Origin of the sequence: Enterovibrio makurazakiensis (assembly GCF_050336585.1) — a bacterium.
GTDB lineage: Bacteria > Pseudomonadota > Gammaproteobacteria > Enterobacterales > Vibrionaceae > Enterovibrio > Enterovibrio gelatinilyticus.
The window spans coordinates 1-17120 of the sequence record NZ_JAKJSE010000047.1 but is presented as its reverse complement, the minus strand read 5'-3'; the positions used below and the strand labels follow the sequence as shown (position 1 = coordinate 17120).

At 45.2% G+C, this 17120-nt stretch carries 16 protein-coding genes and 1 pseudogene; 14 read left to right on the top strand and 3 right to left on the bottom strand.

Annotated features, from left to right (window positions below; all coding sequences use genetic code 11):
- Window positions 1–166: 166 nt before the first annotated feature.
- The 6 genes from L4D06_RS25110 (at window position 167) to rmf (ending at window position 8194) form a co-directional block, all read left to right on the top strand.
- Window positions 167–715: a cell division protein ZapC gene (locus L4D06_RS25110; protein ID WP_429742187.1), complete on the top strand. Its 549-nt coding sequence runs from the start codon at window positions 167–169 to the stop codon at window positions 713–715.
- 1009 nt (window positions 716–1724) lie between these two features.
- Window positions 1725–3857, top strand: coding sequence for a bifunctional 23S rRNA (guanine(2069)-N(7))-methyltransferase RlmK/23S rRNA (guanine(2445)-N(2))-methyltransferase RlmL (gene rlmKL / locus L4D06_RS25105; RefSeq protein ID WP_429742185.1), 2133 nt, complete (start codon window positions 1725–1727; stop codon window positions 3855–3857).
- Complete coding sequence (locus L4D06_RS25100) at window positions 3857–4111, top strand: glutaredoxin family protein (RefSeq protein ID WP_429742183.1); 255 nt, start codon at window positions 3857–3859, stop codon at window positions 4109–4111. Before rlmKL ends, L4D06_RS25100 begins: the two co-directional genes overlap by 1 nt.
- Complete coding sequence (uup, locus tag L4D06_RS25095) at window positions 4098–6017, top strand: ATP-binding cassette ATPase Uup (protein WP_429742181.1); 1920 nt, start codon at window positions 4098–4100, stop codon at window positions 6015–6017. The genes L4D06_RS25100 and uup overlap by 14 nt, the downstream gene beginning before the upstream one ends.
- 2 nt (window positions 6018–6019) lie before the next feature.
- Complete coding sequence (locus L4D06_RS25090; RefSeq protein WP_429742179.1) at window positions 6020–7858, top strand: DUF3466 family protein; 1839 nt, start codon at window positions 6020–6022, stop codon at window positions 7856–7858.
- A 165-nt stretch (window positions 7859–8023) separates the two neighbouring features.
- A complete protein-coding gene (rmf, locus tag L4D06_RS25085; RefSeq protein ID WP_274162603.1) occupies window positions 8024–8194 on the top strand; it encodes a ribosome modulation factor in 171 nt (56 codons plus the stop codon).
- Between the two features lie 253 nt (window positions 8195–8447).
- On the opposite strand, the gene fabA is transcribed toward rmf, so the two are convergent.
- On the bottom strand, window positions 8448–8960 hold the full coding sequence (gene fabA, locus L4D06_RS25080) for a bifunctional 3-hydroxydecanoyl-ACP dehydratase/trans-2-decenoyl-ACP isomerase (RefSeq protein ID WP_274162602.1): 513 nt from the start codon (window positions 8958–8960) through the stop codon (window positions 8448–8450).
- Between the two features lie 68 nt (window positions 8961–9028).
- Window positions 9029–10702, bottom strand: coding sequence for an AAA family ATPase (locus L4D06_RS25075; protein ID WP_429742177.1), 1674 nt, complete (start codon window positions 10700–10702; stop codon window positions 9029–9031).
- Between the two features lie 260 nt (window positions 10703–10962).
- Here L4D06_RS25075 and matP point away from each other — a divergent pair, with 260 nt between their 5' ends.
- The 8 genes from matP (at window position 10963) to L4D06_RS25035 (ending at window position 16818) form a co-directional block, all read left to right on the top strand.
- Window positions 10963–11412, top strand: coding sequence for a macrodomain Ter protein MatP (gene matP, locus L4D06_RS25070; protein ID WP_429742175.1), 450 nt, complete (start codon window positions 10963–10965; stop codon window positions 11410–11412).
- Window positions 11413–11422: 10 nt separating this feature from the next.
- The gene (locus L4D06_RS25065; protein ID WP_274162599.1) at window positions 11423–11713 is read left to right on the top strand and encodes a DUF3634 family protein; all 291 of its coding nucleotides are present in this window, start codon (window positions 11423–11425) and stop codon (window positions 11711–11713) included.
- The gene (locus L4D06_RS25060; RefSeq protein WP_429742189.1) at window positions 11713–12147 is read left to right on the top strand and encodes a PPC domain-containing DNA-binding protein; all 435 of its coding nucleotides are present in this window, start codon (window positions 11713–11715) and stop codon (window positions 12145–12147) included. Before L4D06_RS25065 ends, L4D06_RS25060 begins: the two co-directional genes overlap by 1 nt.
- Before the next feature lie 301 nt (window positions 12148–12448).
- Window positions 12449–14551, top strand: coding sequence for a marine proteobacterial sortase target protein (locus L4D06_RS25055; RefSeq protein WP_429742173.1), 2103 nt, complete (start codon window positions 12449–12451; stop codon window positions 14549–14551).
- A gap of 2 nt (window positions 14552–14553) precedes the next feature.
- Window positions 14554–15222, top strand: a complete 669-nt coding sequence (locus L4D06_RS25050) for a class GN sortase (protein WP_274162597.1) — start codon at window positions 14554–14556, stop codon at window positions 15220–15222.
- A gap of 292 nt (window positions 15223–15514) precedes the next feature.
- The gene (locus tag L4D06_RS25045; RefSeq protein WP_429742171.1) at window positions 15515–16048 is read left to right on the top strand and encodes a phosphotransferase-like protein; all 534 of its coding nucleotides are present in this window, start codon (window positions 15515–15517) and stop codon (window positions 16046–16048) included.
- 36 nt (window positions 16049–16084) lie between these two features.
- Entirely contained in the window at window positions 16085–16348 is a 264-nt protein-coding gene (locus L4D06_RS25040) for a hypothetical protein (protein ID WP_429742169.1), read from the top strand.
- Window positions 16345–16818 (top strand): GNAT family N-acetyltransferase, encoded by a 474-nt coding sequence (locus L4D06_RS25035; protein WP_429742167.1) that lies wholly within the window; start codon window positions 16345–16347, stop codon window positions 16816–16818. The genes L4D06_RS25040 and L4D06_RS25035 overlap by 4 nt, the downstream gene beginning before the upstream one ends.
- 59 nt (window positions 16819–16877) lie before the next feature.
- On the opposite strand, the pseudogene L4D06_RS25030 reads toward L4D06_RS25035, so the two are convergent.
- Window positions 16878–17120 (bottom strand): annotated as a pseudogene (locus L4D06_RS25030) (ISNCY family transposase); the annotation flags it as partial.

Sequence of the window (17120 nt, the reverse complement as noted above, 5' to 3'; positions counted from 1 at the left end):
GGTTAAAGATATCGTTAGAAATATTTAATCAAAATAAATAAGAATCCAACAAAAAGGGGGAGTTTACTTCCCCTTTTTTTTTATCTCAACCCGATTACACTTCTTCCARAGCACCTTTTATTCAGTGGTCACGGACCGATTCTCTGCAAACGCAGGAGCGAACACGATGTTGAAACCAAATAACGCATGGAAGTGGTACTTCGATAATGAAGCACAAGCATTGATGCTAGATTTGGGCGAAGACATGGTTTTCCAAGTCGCCATTGAATGCAAACAGCTCATCCCCGATGCGTTTGCTGAAACCCCATTTTCAGTTGATGACGCATCACTTTTTCAAGCGTATTTTGATGCAGTAGATGCGCTTTCTCTATCAGGCCCTCGCAAGGCCGAACTCGTTTTGAACGCAGTGGCAGCAAATCGCTTCCATAAACCGCTCCTACCAAAAAGCTGGTTTTTTAAGGAACAAGAAGGGTACTCAGCCGCAGAAGCTGGCTCGCTTGTGACATTGAAAACTGAGCACGGCAGTGAATCCTTTTTGGTGATTGAAAATGCAGGTATCGCTTCATTGTGTATGCATGCAGGCGAGTCACCATTGGCACTGACTGAAACAAAACAAATGCGGTTCTGTGAAGCTATTAAAGTAATGAATGATCGGCTATCAATATACCAACAGCAATACGATAGCGGCAGTGGTCATTATGCGTTGGTAGGCTGATAGAGATTTCTCTATCAGCCTCTTTTCTTTCCTTTCCAATCCAATCTGCTCCTCGTTACCGATTTCTTGTACCGACATACGGTTGTAACAGCCACTCCCTACATACATACATACATACATACATACATACATACATACATACCTGACCATCCATTAGTTAATGCAAGTTGCGCTATCTTGTGTCGTATACGCGAAACGATGGCGCTGTTATAAGTTATTTAGATGTGGTTATGGTGCGCATATGGGGGATGAGTACCGAGCAATATTGTTGCTAAAATAAGCGAGCAGATACGACTTGCATTGAAACAGAGGCGAGTGCTTGTATCATTATTTCCCTTAATCTATACGCTTAATCTCAATCTCATCACCTGTGCCCATGCGATTTCGTTGTCTCACTTATATGCAAATATGAGAATTCCCACCGCAGATGGTCGCTTTGCATGCAAATAATTGCGTGATCTTTATCACGTAATTGCTATCAGAATCGGCCTCGTTTCTAGTTTGATTGCATATGAAATCGCCATTTATTGATAATCCATAGAAACATTTCTAGTGGAATTTCCCTATTTATCACGTTTAAACTGAGGTTGCCGCGCCTCTGGTATATACCAGATTTGCAGGTGTAAATTGATTTCCATTTAGGAGAGATGGCCACTTTACTCTGACATCTATAATCTTATAAATAGAGCTTCTGTGGATAAGTGTGTGCTCACTTCATATACAGATTGAAGGTGTCAGCATTCACGATTTACTTATGTTTGTGATTGGGACTAGGAAGGTTAGTGAAGGAAGAGGATAGTTTCCTTGTGGAAACAGTATTTTGGTTTTTACGTCACTGTGGATAACAGGATATATGACATGGGAGTTGGTTAAATGGGAGTAAAACCGAACGAAGGCTTTTATGCTTGTTACGGTGGCAAATCACCGAAAAAAGAAATGCCTGCAGGATAGAGCGCTACGTCACGAAATCAGGTATAATCCCGCGCAAAATCCCTCAGAATACATTTCCATGAATCAATATTTAGCTATCACCTCTCGCGGACTCGAAAACCTGCTTGCAGAAGAACTCGAACAATTTGGCGCAAGCAGCGTTAAAGCGGTTAATGCGGGCGTACGCTTTAAAGCAGATGAGAAAACCCTCTACAAGTGCTGTCTATGGAGCCGCACTGCATCACGCTTCATTCTCGTACTAAGCGAGTTCACCGTGCGTGATGACATGGACCTGTATCTGGGTGCTACTGCCATTAACTGGCCAGAATATTTTAGCGAGAAGAAGCGCATTGCTGTCGACTTCAACGGTACAAACCGTGAAATTCGTAACAGCCAATACGGCGCATTGAAAGTGAAAGACGCGATTGTCGATCGCTTCATCAAAGCTGACCGCGAACGCCCAAGTATCGACCGTGAGCAACCCGATCTGCGCATTCACATGCGCTTGTCTCGTGAAGACGGCCTTCTTGGCATCGACATGGTTGGTAGCGGCTTGCATCAGCGCGGTTACCGCACTGAAGCCGGTGCAGCACCACTGCGTGAAACCAATGCAGCAGCGCTGGTGATGAAAAGTGGCTGGACGCCAGAGAAACCTCTTCTAGACCCAATGTGTGGTTCAGGGACTCTGCTTATTGAAGCCGCTATGATTGCTGCTCAAGTTGCTCCAGGTCTAAAGCGCAAGCGTTGGGGCTTTGAGTCACTGAAATCATTCAATCGTGAAGAGTGGATGGAAGTCCACGCAGAAGTGACCTTCCTGTCGAAGAAAGGCCCAGCGAAATGCGAAACTCGTTTCTTTGGCTTTGATAACGATCGTCGCGTACTTGAAACCGCAAAAGCGAATGCAAACCGCGCGGGTGTTGGTAGTCTTATCCAATTTGAAGAAGCAGATGCAAGTACTTTGCAAAACCCTGAAGGGTTTGGTGAAGGGCATATCATCTGTAATCCGCCTTATGGTGAGCGTCTGGGTACAACCCCAGGGCTGATTGCACTGTATACACAATTAGGTGTTCAGCTTAAAACGCAATTTAAAGGTTCTGTGGCATCCATCTATTCAGGTTCTAACGAATTACTGAGTTGTATTCGTATGCGCGCTGAAAGCACCTACAAGTTGCGTAACGGCGCACTTGATTGTGAGATGAAAACTTATCAGATCACTGCACGTGGCGAGGTGACAGTGTCACCTGAAGGTGTGGTTAGTCAACCAGACGTTGCACCTGAGTTTTCAAACCGTCTTCGCAAGAACCTTAAAAAATTGGAAAAATGGGCGAAACAGCAGGGTGTTCAATGCTACCGCTTATATGATTCCGATTTGCCTGATTATAACGTTGCTATTGATCGCTACAACGACAGCATCGTGATTCAGGAATATGCGCCACCTAAAACCATTCCAGAAGAAACAGCTCGCCGCCGATTGATGGACACAGTTCGCGCTACGATCGCTGTTACTGGTGTGAATGCGAATAACGTGATTTTGAAAACACGTGAAAAGCAAAAAGGCACGAATCAGTATCAGAAACTGGGTGAAGCTAAGCGCTTCATCGAGGTGACTGAATACAACGTCACGTTGGAAGTGAACCTTCAAGACTACCTTGATACCGGTTTGTTCCTTGATCACCGCTATACGCGTAAGATGCTTGGCGAGAAAGCACAAGGTAAGGATTTCCTTAACTTGTTCGCTTACACCGGTACCGCGACTGTTCATGCAGCAGTAGGTGGGGCTAAATCAACCACGACGGTTGATATGTCTAAGACTTACCTTGCTTGGGCTGAACGTAACATGAAGTTGAATGGCAAAGTTGGCCGTCAACATCAATACATTCATGCTGATTGCCTGAAATGGCTCGAGAGCGAGCAAAACCAGTATGATCTTATCTTTATCGACCCGCCGACGTTCTCGAACTCTAAGCGAATGGAAGATAACTTCGATGTACAGCGCGACCACATCAAACTGATGTCAGACCTTAAGCGTCTTTTGCGTCAAGGCGGCGAGATCGTGTTCTCGAACAATAAACGTAACTTTAAGATGGACCTTGAAGCACTCAGCGAGCTCGGTCTATCTGCTCAGAATATTACACATCGTTCAATTCCTTTGGATTTTGAACGTAACAAGCAGATCCATAACTGCTGGATTATTACCCACAAGGAAGGTTAATGGCCTTAGTCCTCTACAGCACGGAAGGGTGTCACCTTTGTGAAGAGGCAATGGCTTTGTATCAAGCAGCGGGTAAAACCGCTGCTTTGAACGTTATAGACATTGCGTTTGATGACACGCTGTTTTCTCATTACGGCGTCACTATTCCTGTTATCTCATTTCAAACCCAAGACGGCTCAGTGATTGAAGAACTGAACTGGCCTTTTGATTCTTTCGCTTTAACAACATGGTTAGTTAAACATGGCATTGATTAACATCACCAACGCTCAACTCGCTTATGGCGACAACCCTTTACTCGATCACGCAGAATTTGTATTGCAGCCTAATGAGCGTGTGTGTCTCGTCGGTCGAAATGGCGCCGGTAAATCGACTTTAATGAAAGTCATTCACGGAACGGTGCAACTGGATGACGGCAGTATTAATCGTCAACAAGATTTGAAAGTCTCTCGTTTAGAGCAAGATCCACCGCGTGATGCGGAAGGGACGGTAGTCGACTACGTGTCTGAAGGTTTGGCAGAAGCTGGTGCGCTACTTAAGCAGTACCACGAATTGCTCGGGCTGATGGAAACGGACCCTAGTGAGAAGAACATTAATCGACTTGCTAGAGTGCAGGATCAACTCGATCATAGCGGCGCTTGGCATTTCGAAAACCAACTAACCATGGTGCTTGATGCGCTAAAGCTGGATGGTTCGAAGAGGCTGTCCGAATTATCAGGTGGTTGGCAACGTAAAGCTGCACTCGCACGCGCTCTCGTGTGTGAACCTGATGTCCTTCTGCTGGATGAGCCTACTAACCACCTAGACGTTGCGACGATCTTGTGGCTAGAGAACTTCCTCAAAGACTTCAAAGGCGCGATTATCTTTATCTCGCACGACCGTGCATTTATCCGTTCTATGGCAACGCGTATCGTTGATTTGGACCGTGGTCAGTTGTCTTCATGGCCGGGCGACTACGAGAAGTATCTCGAAGGTAAAGAAGAGGCGCTTCGCGTTGAAGCTGATCAGAACGCCGAGTTTGATAAGAAACTAGCTCAAGAAGAGACCTGGATTCGCCAAGGTATCAAAGCCCGTCGTACCCGTAACGAAGGCCGTGTGCGTGCTCTTAAACAGCTTCGCCGTGAACGTTCAGAGCGTGTTGAAGTGTTAGGTAATGCTAACATCATGGTTGATGAAGCGGTTAAGTCGGGCAAAATTGTATTTGAAGCGAAAGACATCAGCTTTAAGTTTGATGGTAAGAACTTAATTGAAGACTTTAGCTTTAATGTGATGCGTGGTGACCGTATTGCGCTGATTGGCCCTAATGGTTGTGGTAAAAGTACCTTACTGAAGCTGATGCTGGGTAATCTGACGTCAGAAACAGGTAAATTTCATGTCGGTACAAAGCTCGAAGTGGCTTACTTTGACCAATATCGCGAAAAGCTCGACCCTGAGAAAACCGTGGTCGATAACTTAGCAGAAGGGAAGATGGAAGTTGAGGTGGGTGGACGTAAACGCCACGTACTTGGCTATCTACAAGACTTCCTGTTCCATCCACGCCGCGCGCGTACGCCTGTGAAAGCTCTTTCTGGAGGCGAGAAAAACCGTCTATTGCTTGCGCGAATTTTCCTTAAACCATGTAACTTATTGGTTCTTGATGAACCAACCAACGATTTGGATATCGAAACGTTGGAACTTTTGGAAGAATTGCTTGCCAACTATCAGGGTACATTGTTGTTGGTGAGTCACGATCGTCAGTTTGTTGATAACACCGTGACACATAGTTGGGTGTTCGAAGGGGACGGTGTTATTCATAAGTTTGTGGGTGGTTATCATGACGCAATGCAGCAACGTGAAAACTATCGTCAGACGATTGGAGCCGATAAACCTCAAGCAAAGAAAGACGCACCAAAAGAAGATGCGCCTAAAAAACAAACTGAAAGTGTGAAAGTTGGCAAAAAACTGTCTTACAAGTTGCAAAGAGAGTTAGAAGCACTTCCACAACTTCTTGAAAACTTGGAAAATGAAATATCGCAGTTACAGGAATCGGTGAACGATCCTGCGTTCTTCCAGAAAAGCACTGAGGAGACTCAGCCAATCTTACAGCGTTTGAGTGAGGTTGAAGCTGAATTAGATGCAGCGTTTGAACGATGGGAAGAACTCGAAGAGATGCAGAAGGAATAGTAATGCAGTTCAACAAATTCAAACTTTCAGCTGTCGCACTTGCGATAGCTGGTTTTCCCCTAGTAGCCAATGCAGCTTTGTATTCTGTCGCTCGTGTCGATAATGCTTCGGCTAGCCAATCAGCTGCAGCGACTGCCATTTCTCCTGATGGTAGTGAGGTTGCGGTAGAAGTGTTAAGTGGCCCTGTTGGTCTTAACTATTCTCAGGAATTGCCTTACATGGTTGATGTAGAGCATTTCATAAATAGCCAAGATGATCTCTATCGCTACTGTCGCGACTACCTTGGTTATAACACCTGTGATACTTGGGCTGACGAAAGATGGTATGGCATCCAAGCGTCTGGGACCGTCTGTAAAAGTGACGATGCTGAGCAATCTTGCCTTGGTGGCTTGAAAAAAGAAATTGACGCCTGGTCGCAGGGTTTCGCAAGTAATAGCGAGGCAATCCTTGGTAGTGCGGTGAACCCATTTGGTGCTGGCGTTGCTTCACCTCCTGCGGGAACGGTTAACGCTGACTCCACCAATGTCGTGATTAACTCGATTACTGCGAATGGTTCTCCTGTTGGCGCGTCTAGCAGCCCATATTACGATGCGGGATCTTACAATGCTCGTGCATTTGCGCGCCGTGGCTTTATTAACGACGTAGAGTTGCTGCCTCCGGCTTCAGCTACGGGTGTTATCCCAAATATTGGCCAAACTAATGCGCATGGCGTCATTGAAGCAGCAGGCGTCACCATTACGTATGGTTCAGCGTCCGTTGCCAATATGGCTGATGTCGGTGATGAAGCTAAAGCGCCTGAAGATTCTGGCCTGCCTAACCTAGCCAGTTGCCAGAGCAGCGTTGATTACTCAAACCGTGCTTGCCAGTACTTCCAGTTTGCTAACCAAGCGTCGGTTTGGCTGACTACGGATGAACCCTTCGTTGACGTCAACGCGACGACAGTCGTTAGTAGTTTTCCTAGTGGGAATACGGGTCATGACGACGACACCGCCCAAGCCAGTGTTCTTGGTGCTGCGCTGTTAGGGGATGACACCAATAAACCTTATTTGGTGGGTTACTCAACCTATGACGACAATCGCTTTTATGCGAGAGCCGTGAAGTTCGCGCCAGTGGCTGATTTTGCAACCTGTATTAGTGCATTACAGAGTGATGCCAAAGAAGCTAAGTGCTGGACCTTACAGCCAATTGAAGGTTTCGAGGACCAACGCGAGCGTTTTAGCTATAGCATGGCTACCGATACTAATAGCACCGGTGCGATTGTTGGTATCGCAAAATATAGAAATTCAAACAGTGGCTCATTTTCAGAAACTATCTTTGTCAACGAAAATGGAACAACGACGTTGCTCGGCACGGGGCAAAGTGAATTATTCTTTAGTGGCTACAACGCGACAGCCGCGGCGCTAAACACCAGCAGTGAGCTGGTGGGTAAAGTCGATATCGAGAGTTCGCGAGATAGAGAGCGTCGCCAGCGTGGTTATATTTATGCCCACGGCACAGCGAATGCAGATTTTGACGGAAAGCATGGTTGGTTGCTTGATGATCTAACCAATGGATCTGGTGGTGCAAACCAGTTCCGTATCGCCGAAGCGTTTGATATTGCGGACAATGGCGATATCGCAGCGTCGGCTTTCTTTTGTGACGGTGGCTATTCATCAACAGCGCAGAATGCACGATGTGACGTTGAAGAAGAGCTGGTGGCTGTGAAACTGACACGTTTACCTGGTGGTGAGATTACACCTCGTCCAGTTGAAGAAAACGTTATCACACGAAGTGGTGGTGGTATCGGTATGCTAGGCCTTATTCTTATTGGGTTAGGCGGGTTTTTCAGAAAAAGAAAGTAATGTTTGTTTTTGGCTCATCCTCACAAATTTCTGTTGGATGGGCCAGTTCATACTTGATTATTTATTGACCATGCCTGACTCTTAAATGGTGCGATTCACAAATGAGCAACCTTAGTGAAGCCGTACTGTAAAGAATCGTTTATCGAAGGATAAGAGGGCGGAAATATGAAAAGACAGAAGCGAGATCGTTTAGAGCGAGCACAAGCTAAAGGCTATCAAGCCGGTGTAAGCGGTCGATCCTCTGAGACATGTCCTTATCAAGCCATGGACGCGCGCAGCCAATGGCTAGGAGGTTGGCGAGATGGCAGAGATACTAAAGCGTCGTCGATGAAATAATACTTTTCTTTTTTGCACATTTGACAGCCCCGCTATCGGGGCTTTTATTTAACACATTAACGCACTATAACTTTAAGTGTTTGAACAAAGTTAACTAAGAGTACTCATTGAATGAATCAAGTTTAAAGACAATGTGAGGTTCTGGTTGTCTAACAGGCTCACAGTCTCGCTGAACAAGGTTAAATGGCTTGGTATTATTGAACACATAAAAAAACCGCCACAAGGGCGGTTTAAGAGCTTTCTGGCAATATCATTAGAAAGAAGAAGTGTCTTGGAACAATCCTACTTTCAAGTCTTTCGCTACATAGATTTCTTTGCCATCTACCAGTACGCGACCATCAGCAACGCCCATCACCAATTTACGGTTGATCACGCGTTTCATTTGAATTTCGTAAGTGACTTTCTTAGCTGTAGGTAGAATTTGACCCGTGAACTTCACTTCGCCAACACCCAGAGCACGTCCTTTACCTTCGCCGCCCATCCAGCCAAGGAAGAAGCCGACGAGCTGCCACATAGCATCAAGACCTAAACAACCTGGCATAACTGGGTCGCCAGGGAAGTGGCAATCGAAGAACCAAAGGTCTGGTGTAATGTCCAATTCTGCAACGATAAAGCCTTTACCAAAATCACCACCTTCATCAGTGATGTTTGAAATGCGATCCATCATCAGCATATTTGGTGCTGGAAGTTGAGGACGTCCAGGGCCAAAAAGTTCGCCTTGGCTAGAGGCAATCAGATCATTGCGGTCATAAGAATTCGGTTTCATCGGCGTTACACAGCTCCTAAATAAGTTAAATGCACTTTAGCGTACACGTGTACGCTAGACAACTCTGATCAGTGTTTGTTGAACCAGTTTTTTAACCTATTTATTAGGGATATGTGACGATGCTCACCATGATGGAACATATCGATTCTTAACGCGATTTTGTCTAGCAGAGTTTCAGTTTCTTCATCACCTTCTTCGCCACTGAATGGCATGCCAGTGATCAGAGGAAAAGCTTCTTCAACATTCTCGACCGCCCAAATATGGAACTTACCCTCACGGATTGCTTCGGTCACGTCTTTGCTTAGGCATAAGGCATTGAGATTGGTCATTGGAAGAATGACACCTTGCTCACCGGATAGACCTCTATGCTCACAAATGTGGTAGAAGCCCTCAATTTTCTCGTTGATGCCGCCAACAGCTTGAACGCGACCAAATTGGTCAACAGCGCCTGTGATCGCAATACTTTGGTTAATCGGTTGCTGAGAAAGGGCACTGACAAACGCGCATAGCTCCGCGAGTGATGCGCTGTCGCCGTCAACCTCGCAGTAGGACTGTTCAAACACGATCGATGCTGAGTAAGGCAGCGGCTCGTCCAAGTCTAAAGCAGCACTGACAAAGGCTTGCATGATCATCATGCCTTTCGCATGAATATTTCCGCCCAGTTCCGCTTTTCGCTCAACATCGGCAATGTCGCCATCACCAAAGTGCACAACACATGAGATACGGGCGGGTTCGCCATATGCCATTGGGTGGCCTGGCATCTCAATCACGGTTAAACCGTTCACCTGACCAATGTGTTCGCCTTCTGTATCAATAAACACCTGACCCTTATGGATGTCATCGACAGCGCGAAGGGGGAGATAAGATTCACGGAAATATTTTGCAGAGATGGCTGCATCGAGATCCGATTCAGAAATCACGTCATCGTTCGATTGGTAATCAGCTTCACGCAAAATGGTTTGAATCCACAATGGGCAAAGAGGCAAACGTTCCTGATCTTCTGCAAAACGGGCACCGGCTTGCATGAAGCGCTTCACTGCACCATTTGTTAAAGGCTTTACATTGAATTGCTGTTGAAAGCCTTTGATGACGGACAGGTAATCATCAATGTTGTCAGCATTAACGTGGAAATCCTGCTCGTATTCGCAATAGCTGCTGATTCCATGTAATTCAGGTTCCCCAGATTCAAAGTCAGCCATTAGGCTGCGATCACCAATAACGATCACGCTCACTGATACGTCTTCGGGGGCAGGCAGATCGCAGTACGTGTCAGCTTTCGCACAGTGCCAATGAAGCGTATTCGTCGAGATAACGCTCTTAAGGCGATTCCATATGTTAGGTTGGCTGATAATGCCTGTTAGAGAGATAACCAGTACACCGCCGTTGGCTTGATGAAGAAGCCCTCTTACAGAGTGTGACGTTGTCACATCCTGTTGGTTAGGATAAACTGCGCCAAACAGTTGAGTTTCATTAAAATTCTCTGCCAAAACAACAGGCATATCTGGGCGAGGTAGGTGGTCAGTCACCATTTTCTCTATCAAGGTAAAATAGTCGTGAACATCAGGCGCAGTAACGAGCAAAAGGCGAGGGAAACGCGACTCGTGAACAGTTCGTTGGATGCTGTCTTTCAGCCGAGGTTGTAGGGCGCTTGGCGCAATGGCGTCTAGCGAAGCATAGTTTTCTATGTGCTGCTCTACGTGAGAGAACTGAGGAACAACGGACTGCCAGGTAACTTCTTGCATACGTCTGGGTTTCTACCTTTGGGGGTTTGCGATGGAGGCATTATAGATGAATAACACTCGGCAAAGTAGCGAAGATAAGCGCTTGTCATGATTCGAGAAACCAAATTGACATTTAGTGCTGCCCATCGCTGACTTTGTGACCTAGTCAACGAAAATATCAATAAGATAACGGCCTTAATATTTGATTAAAAAGTAATCTGCTGTTACGCTGTCACTGTATTTCACATAATTTTCGCTCTCAACAATAAATAATTAAAAATATGAAATATCAACAACTTGAAAACCTAGAAGCTGGATGGAAATGGAGCTATCTAGTCAAGAAGCATAAAGAAGGCTTCAACGTGTCCCGTTATGTGGATACCAGTGAAGTTGACGCATCGGTTAAATCGCTTCTTGCGCTAGAGCACGAGCCTACCAAAGTGATTGAATGGATTGCCGAGCACATGTCTTCAGAGCTTGATATCAAGCTTAAACAGGCTATTCGTGCTAAACGAAAGCGTCATTTCAATGCAGAACAAGAACATACGCGTAAAAAATCTATCGATTTAGACTTTCGCGTGTGGGAAAAACTGTCTATTAAAGCGCAAGAGCTTGATGCCACATTATCAGATACGATTGAGTATTTGATTGGTGAAGCAAACCGATCACAAAACGCAAACAAGAAAGTGGATGCGTTGAAAAAAGATTTAAGCAGTTTGTTAGATATGTAAGGTGACATTCATGGAGTACTTTCTGGCGGGTAGTTTTATCGCGTTGTTTGTGTTTATCGCCATTGACCGCCCAATCATTCTCATTTCGTTCAAAAACGGCTCGTTAGTCAAAACCAAGGGCAAAATCCCTCAGGGCTTTTTGCATGATTGTACAGAAATCAACAAGCGAAACCCCATCAATGGTACGGTGAAGGTTTACCGCAACCGCTTTAAGCCCGCCAAGTTGGTTTTCTCAAAGGGCATTGATACTAAAGTGCAGCAGCGCATTCGTAACATCTTTCCGCACAAGTCATTCAAGTGATCCCATCATCCGTTCAGCCCATTGCATTTCGATTAACGCGAGGGGCTGACTTAAAGCAATCAATCTTCGACGCTGTCAAAGGCAATGACATCCAAGCGGGATGCGTTGTTTCCGTGGTTGGTTGTCTATCGTCTATCAATATGCGTTTAGCAGACAGTGTTTCAGTCTTCCAAAAGGATGCTTGCTTCGAAATACTGTCATTGTCCGGCACATTAACACCCGAGCATATTCACCTTCATATTTCTGTGGCAGATGAAGAAGGGGGTGCATGGGGGGGACATTTGCTTGATGGCACCATCGTTAGTCACACCGCCGAAATTTGCTTATTGGCTTTCTCAAATTACCAATTTAATCGGGAGTTTGACGCGGACACGGGCTACACCGAACTGGTTGTTAAGCCTGGAGTAAATTCCTCTTGTTTTTCAACCAAGTGACTAATCAAGCGCCTGGGTGAGAAAATCCTCGGGGAAACACCTTGGGATTTGAATAGAACTGATAAAAACATGAATAGAGACAATGAGTTTTCAGCAACAATTTCGTTAGATTCCTTCCCTCGTTTTTAGCATCTATCTTTTATCGTATTTGGATTAACCCAAACCTATGATGCACTATAACTTATTGGTTTGCGTTGCCATATTTTGGCCACATTTGGTCTTTATTTGCCTGAATATCACCCTGGAAGTGACAGATTGATTTGATGTAATTATGTCCATCAACAAGAGTGAGGGCACAGCAATGCTATCCGTAAAACTATCAAAAATAACTTTTAGAGCGCCACTTTCTGACTGGCTTTTGACAGCGCTGTTTATATTGCTTCTTCCTAGCGTAGTGCTTGCCAATGAAGATGAGGGGGGATTGTATGTTCAAATAGAAGGCTCAGAAGACGCTATGTGGACACAAGCTCCACAATTCGCAACCAATGCAAGTATGGTCATCAATGGTTTGGTTAATCGCGTCAAAGTTGAGCAGCACTTCACTAACCCGACTGACGATTGGGTACACGCTCGGTACCTATTTCCTTTGCCGCAAAACGCCGCTGTGGACCACCTTATCATTCGAGTAGGCGAACGCATTATTGAAGGTGAAATCCAAAAGAAACAAGACGCAAGAAAAGCATTTAATCAAGCGGCTAGCGAGGGCAAGAAAGCATCATTGATTGAGCAGCATCGTACCAACTTGTTCTCTACACAAGTGGCCAATATTGCTCCGAATGAAACCATTGTAGTGGAAATTGAATATCAAGAGACAGTGCATTACGAAGATGGCGAGTTCAGCCTACGTTTTCCTACCACATTCACTCAACGCTACATTCCGGGTCTACCTGAAAACGTCACTCCACTCGAAGCGACAACAGACGAGCGCAGCAACAATCCTGAACCGTTAGCTGAGCTTCAAAATGGATGGGCGGTAGCGACCAAACAAGTGCCGGATGCTAGTGAGATCACGACAGAGTATCGTGACCCCATGCTGGAAGATGCCATTGTTTTCACATTGGATGCTGACATCAACATGGGACTGCCAATAGAAGGCGTATCGAGTCCAAATGCTTCGCTAAACATTGATAAACAATCTGAAAGCCGCTATTTGGTGTCGTTAAGCGATATGCAGATCGCCAATCAAGATTTTGTTCTCACTTGGAGACCCATTGCTACAGCAATGCCAGTGGCTGCAATGTTTGTACAAGAGATCGAAGGAGAGCGCTACGGACTATTGATGGCCATGCCACCCCAATCCAATCAAGTGAGTACGCTTCCTCAAAATATCACCTTGATATTAGACGTGTCGGGCTCCATGTATGGCGACTCCATTGATCAAGCCAAACAAGCGGTTATTTATGCGTTAAATACCTTGGATGCATCTGATCACTTTAACCTGATTGTCTTCAATGAAAACGCAGAGATTCTTTCACCGACCCCGCTACAAGCAACCCGTGAAAATATTGCAAAGGTGTCGAGAGTTGTACGCGGGATAGTGGCTGACGGCGGGACGGAAATGCTAGGGGCGCTTGAACTGGCGTTTGCATCTGAATCGATGCAGCAACATCTCAACCAGCTTGTGTTTATTACAGACGGCGCCATTGGCAATGAAGATGAACTCTACGATTTCATTCAACAAGAGCTCGGAAGTCGTCGTTTGTTTACGGTGGGCATTGGGTCTGCGCCGAATAGCGCATTTATGCAGCGAGCAGCAATCAGTGGAAAGGGGACATACACATTTATTAGTAACATTACTGAGGTTAAAAGCTCATTAAAACCACTGTTTGAGAAACTGTCGGCACCCATCATGCAAGATATCGTCATGAAATGGCAGGATGAAAGTCCTATAGATGCTTGGCCGAATCCTATTCCTGACTTGTACCACACCCAGCCACTTGTTCAATCATTCAAAATACCAGAGGGAGCAGAAACACTGAACCTGGAAGGTGTACTTAACCAAGACTCTTGGGAATACCAAATCGATCTCCCTGTAAATCGAGACACTAAAACCTCAGGACTTAACGTTTTATGGGCCAGAAAACAAATTGAAAGTCTTTCATTGAACCCATCATTGAGCGCAGCACAGAAAGAAAATCAAATCACGGAACTTGGATTAGCTCACCATATTGTCACCAAGCACACGTCTCTTGTTGCTATTGATAAAACACCTAGCAGGCCATTGGATCAAGATGCTAAAGCTCATCAAATTAGGCCTCATGCACCCAAAAACGGTGCTGTTATGCTGCAAAGTGGGCTGGGTAGTGATGCGTTTTTATTGGGTGGTTTATTGATGATGTTAGTAAGTTTTACTGTCTTGCACTTTTCTCCGGTACGCAGCCACTCGAGAAGACAGGGTGTATGAGAATGAGAAAGCTAATTTCACGGTTCTGGCCGATAAGAGCGTGGCAATGGATGATGGTTGGTCTGTTTCTTGGTGGCAGCGTTCTCATGGTCAATGGCATTTACATCAAGGCTAAAGCGCAATTGGCGCAGTTTCTCATTGTGTATGCATGGGACAAACAACAAGAGACAGGGAAGATACAACCGCCTTGGCCTTGGGCTGATACATTTCCAACCGCTACCTTGTTAATGGATGGGCACAAACCTTTGTGGGTGCTAGCCGGTGCCAATGCGCGAAACCTAGCGTTCGGGCCAACGTTGCAAATGAATACGGCTCGTCCTGATGAAAAGGGCAACATAGTCATTTTTGGACACAATGACACGCACTTTTCATTGTTGGCTAAAGCGAAAATCGGGGATGAATTACAACTAGAAGCCTCTAACGGGATGCTGAGGAGATTTCGGGTTTCTAATGTCGCCGTTGCTCATGAATCTGAAGTTCAATGGATTGATAATACAACAGACGACCGATTAACCTTGGTGACATGCTATCCGTTTGATTCTATGACACTCAATGGTCCATTAAGGTATATTGTCACGGCAAAGCCAATCGCTGAGATAGAATCACATAACCAACGAAATCTACCTGTATTGTTTACACACTATGGACAAGAGAGGACCTATTGGTTGTAGATATATATAATATAACTTTAACGCACTATAACTTATAAGTGATTCGTTAATATTACCTGCTTACTCTGTTTTATTTAGTATTCATTTCGCCGTTATTGTCGAGGTGGAAACACACAAAAGTCCAACAGCAAGTAAATATTTTCGTGAGTAAAGTCACGCTTCCTGTGGCTCACATGTGAAACAGTGTGGATATGAGTCGCAGTTTTTAGGGCGTTCACGCGTAATTTCTTTCAAATAGACGGTTAGGGGCAAATCATGTACTCAACGAAAAACATAATAACGAGTCTATTCTATGCGCCCAAATCTTATCGTACTTGATGGTCCATCTGGGGCGGGGAAAACAACGCTCTCTAAAGCTTTGCAGGAAACATTGCTTCCAGAAAATTGGTTATATCTTTCAATCGACACACTGGTCTATACATTACCTTCGTCTATATTGGAGCGGTGTAATCAGGAAAATGATTGGCAATCAGTGGATGCTGATACCTTGTTCAAAGGTGTGTTCGCCTGCGTCGATGCCCTGGTTAATGCAGGTAACAAGGTGATTTTTGATGCTGTGATTTCTACGCCAACACGTGCACTTCAAATGGATCTGGCTTTTGAGCAGCATCAACGATTCTATGTTGGCGTAAACTGCGAACTATCGGAGCTTGAACGTCGCACTCGTTTACGTGGAGATCGCACGTTAGAAGAAGTCAGACACGGATTCGCCACATCACCATTACACCTTCAGTATGACTTAGAGATCGATAGCACTTCGATGTCTGTGAGCGACCTCGCAACCATTGTTGCAGCTACTGTTCACGAGGAACAGCACGAGGCATAACGATGTTATGTGTTTTCAATCTGCAGAACCGTCATCATGACTAATCATCAAGATAGGGAAAAGCTCAAAAGAAAAATCGCAATGGGGCTCCCAAAACATGTTTTCGTTTTCGGTTTATTGCTTTGGGGGCTACCGACTGCTTTCATCTATGCGTTGATTAACTCTTTACTCACAGAACAAAGCTTCCTAGCCGCGCTATCAACTTCCATCGTCATATGGCCGCTCGGTGGTATTTTCTACGGACTGTATTCTTGGATCAAAACCAAGCGCCAATTCGCTGAACTGGAAGATACTAAATGACCAAGCATATAGAATTCGCTTTCCTCGCAGACAAACCCGAACTCATTCCTACAGTCGCAAATTGGTACTTCAACGAATGGGGCGCACTTGCCAATGCCTCGCTTGAAGTCTTCACACAAAAACTCGATGACTACTTAAACACCGACAAAATCCCGCTGTTGGTGATTGCTATGGATGGAACAACAGCGATTGGTGCTGCTCATTTGCGATTTCATGAAATGAGTATCTACCCAGACAAAGAACATTGGATAGGGGGCGTATATGTTGATGCCCCATATCGCGGAAAACATATTGCCAGTGCATTGGTTCAAAACATAGAAAACATCGCCATTCGTCTTGGCGTTTCACAACTCCATCTTCAAACCGAACAGCTCAATGGCGGATTATATGCAAAACTAGGTTGGCAGGAGATCGAACAAGTTGAAAGTCGGGGAGTGGATGTGTCAGTTAGGGTTAAGTCTCTAAGTTGATGGGATAAATTAAAGTGTTACCACGTCACTTTGTTTACTGAAGATTGAAAGCAGCAGTGCATTTCTCTGAGCATGCGGCCTTGCAGCGTTTGATTCGCGCGCTCAATACGACCTTTGGTAAAGCTGTTTGCACAGATCAATTCAATCCCTAACTCGTTGAGAACCCGTCCATACTGTGTCTTACCAACTTGTTTATTACGCTCTTGATTCACACGGAAGATAGAATGCTTATCGCTGTAAAGTGCGACAGGTTTGCCATGCACATCTAGGTATTCACGTGTCGCCATCATGTAGTCAAAAGC